This is a genomic window from Alienimonas sp. DA493 (assembly GCF_043951915.1).
GTDB lineage: Bacteria > Planctomycetota > Planctomycetia > Planctomycetales > Planctomycetaceae > Alienimonas.
In genome coordinates this window covers 1-2,614 of the sequence record NZ_JBINJD010000283.1, presented here as the reverse complement: position 1 = coordinate 2,614, position 2,614 = coordinate 1, and the positions used below count along the sequence as shown (strand labels likewise).

Genomic DNA, 2,614 nt, shown 5'->3' with positions numbered 1-2,614 from the left:
GGCCGGCGGAAGCCGGGCCGGCGCTACCTGAACCGGGCGGACTTCGAACGGTTCGAGGAACGCAGCGAGACCCGGCACGAATGGGTCTGCGGGATCGGCCTGTACGACGAAGACGGCGAGGAACTGGGCGAGGTCCGGCCGGTTCAGGGGTACGACGACCAAGGAAATCCTGGCGTGGCGACGTACGAACACGGCGAGCTCATCACCAACCTGATCCTGCTGTTGGGCAAATTGTTGGATCGGTCCGCCTTCAGCATCACGAACCAGTGCGTGGAAGTCCGCGTGCCAAACGGTCGGACCCGTTACCCGGACCTGATCGTCGCCTCCAACCCGCCGGCGTTCGAGCCGCGAGTCGACGGCGAGCGGCGGGTGATGACGAACCCGGTCGTCCTGATTGAAGTCCTCAGTCGCACCACCACGGACACGGACCTCAACGACAAGCTGATCGAATATCTGGCGATTCCTTCGGTGATGGATTACGTCGTCATCGATCAGACCGAGCCGCGGGCGATTCACTACCGCCGCGTCGACGCCGGCGACCAGACGCGGTGGGAATTGGAAACCCGCCGCGACGGCGAGACGGTCGAACTGACCGGCTGCGAGGCGGCCCTGCCGTTAGCGGACGTCTATGCTGGCGTGTTCGCCGACCCGGACGGGACGGCGCCCGCCCCGCCGGCGGGTTGAACCGCGCCCGCCGGGGTGAACCCGGTCGGCGGCGGTCGGTAAGATGCCTGTCGGCCCCGCCCCCCACGCAGTTCGCCCCCGTGTCCTCCGGCTCCGCGTCGCTCCCCGTCCTGCCCGCCGCCCACACCCCCGACGACGGGGCGCAGGTCGGCGGCGACGAACTCAAACAGCTCCCCCGCAACCCCACCCGGGCGGTGCGGGTCGGCTCGATCACGGTCGGCGACGGGAACCCGATCGCCGTCCAGAGCATGACGGCCACCAAAACCCCGGACGTCGACGCCACCTTCGCCCAGGTCCGCCACCTGCAGGAGGCCGGCGCCGACGTCATCCGCGTCGCCGTCGACTCCAAAAAGGACGCCGAGGGCCTCAAAGAGCTCTCCCGCCGGCTCGAAGAGAACGGCACGCCGGCGAATCTGTCGGTCGATTTGCAGGAGAACTATCGGCTGGCGGAGGTCGTCGCCCCCTACGTCGCCAAGCTGCGCTACAACCCCGGGCACCTCTATCACCACGAGCGGGACAAGCCCTGGCAGGAGAAGGTCAAATACCTCGCCGGCGTGGCCGAGGAGCACGATTGCGCGATGCGCGTCGGCGTGAACTGCGGCAGCGTCGACCCGGCCAAGGCGGAAAAATACGAGAAGGGCGACGACCTCTCGCCCATGCTGGAAAGCGCTCTCGATCACTGCGCCTTCCTCGACTCGATCGGCTTCACGCGGTTCGTGGTCAGCTTGAAGGACAGCGATCCGTCGGCCGTCATTGAAGTGAACCGCCGGTTCGCCCAGGAGCGGCCGGACGTGCCGTTGCACCTCGGCGTGACGGAGGCCGGCATGCCGCCGGAGGGGGTGATTAAAACCCGCATCGCCTTCGAGCAGCTCATCAGCCGCGGCATCGGCGACACGATCCGGGTGTCGCTGACCGTGCCCAACGATCGCAAGGGCGAGGAGATCGCCGCCGGTCGGGGGATTCTGGACGACATCAAGCACGGCCGCGTCCGCAGCGTGGTGGCGTTCGACTCGAACGGTCTGAACATCATCAGTTGTCCGAGTTGCAGCCGGGTGGAGAACGAGGCCTTCGTGGACCTCGCCGCCGCGGTGAAGGAGATGACGCAATACGCCAAGCAGCACGCGGTGACGATCGCCGTGATGGGCTGCCGCGTGAACGGCCCCGGCGAAACCGACGAAGCGGATTTAGGCCTGTGGTGCGCCCCGAACTTTGTGAACCTCAAAAAAGGCGAGGAGCACCTGGGCCGCTACCCGTACGACGAAATCCTGCCGAAGCTCAAGGCGGAGCTGGACGCGGTGATCGCGGCGAAGACCGCGGCGTGAGCGGGGGCCGCTATATCTTACGACACGCATTCGAGCATTCCCGATCGTCTGTCCCAATGCGGGCAGTATGCGAACGCAATCCCGCGGCGTGCCGGAGAGACACTAATCAGCCGGCAACGGGATCACGCGGATTTGATCTGGCGGCGATCTGATAGCATGACGGCAAATAGTCAAACCGACACGTCACGTTATCCAAAGTCGATCGCGCTCATAGTCGCTGGGTTTTCGCTTGTGGCCTCCCTCATCGGTGGCTGCATGCTGTTCGTGTACTACGGATTCTCGTCAATAACTGATCCGGACATGCCGCCAGTGCAGCAGTCCGCAGAGACTGCAGATCGGTTCTTGTTCAACGATGGACCAGGTCAGATCGTTCTCATTGCGATCTTCGCGCTGCACGCATTCGGCGGATTGACTTCTGCCGCCGTCCACCTTACTGCAGCGATCACCGGTTCCCCCACTAAACAATTCTCGATTCGTGCCTCAATTATTGGCGGCACCCTCCTTTCAGTGATATTTGTGTCTTACTTTTTGTGGCTGCGTTCCAGATGATCGGGCCGGCTAATAATTGCGTGAACCGGCGGGTGGCTGGGGCAGGAGCGGAGCGGATG

General features: G+C 64.6%; 3 protein-coding genes. All 3 read left to right on the top strand.

Annotation, left to right across the window (positions count from 1 at the left end):
* Positions 1-684, top strand: a 684-nt coding sequence (locus ACG2DA_RS22340) for a Uma2 family endonuclease (RefSeq protein WP_395258846.1), incomplete at its 5' end; no start/stop codon positions are given.
* Positions 685-794: 110 nt separating this feature from the next.
* Complete coding sequence (gene ispG / locus ACG2DA_RS22335) at positions 795-2,006, top strand: (E)-4-hydroxy-3-methylbut-2-enyl-diphosphate synthase (RefSeq protein WP_395258848.1); 1,212 nt, start codon at positions 795-797, stop codon at positions 2,004-2,006.
* A 231-nt stretch (positions 2,007-2,237) separates the two neighbouring features.
* Complete coding sequence (locus ACG2DA_RS22330; RefSeq protein WP_395258844.1) at positions 2,238-2,555, top strand: hypothetical protein; 318 nt, start codon at positions 2,238-2,240, stop codon at positions 2,553-2,555.
* The last annotated feature ends 59 nt before the right edge of the window (positions 2,556-2,614 follow it).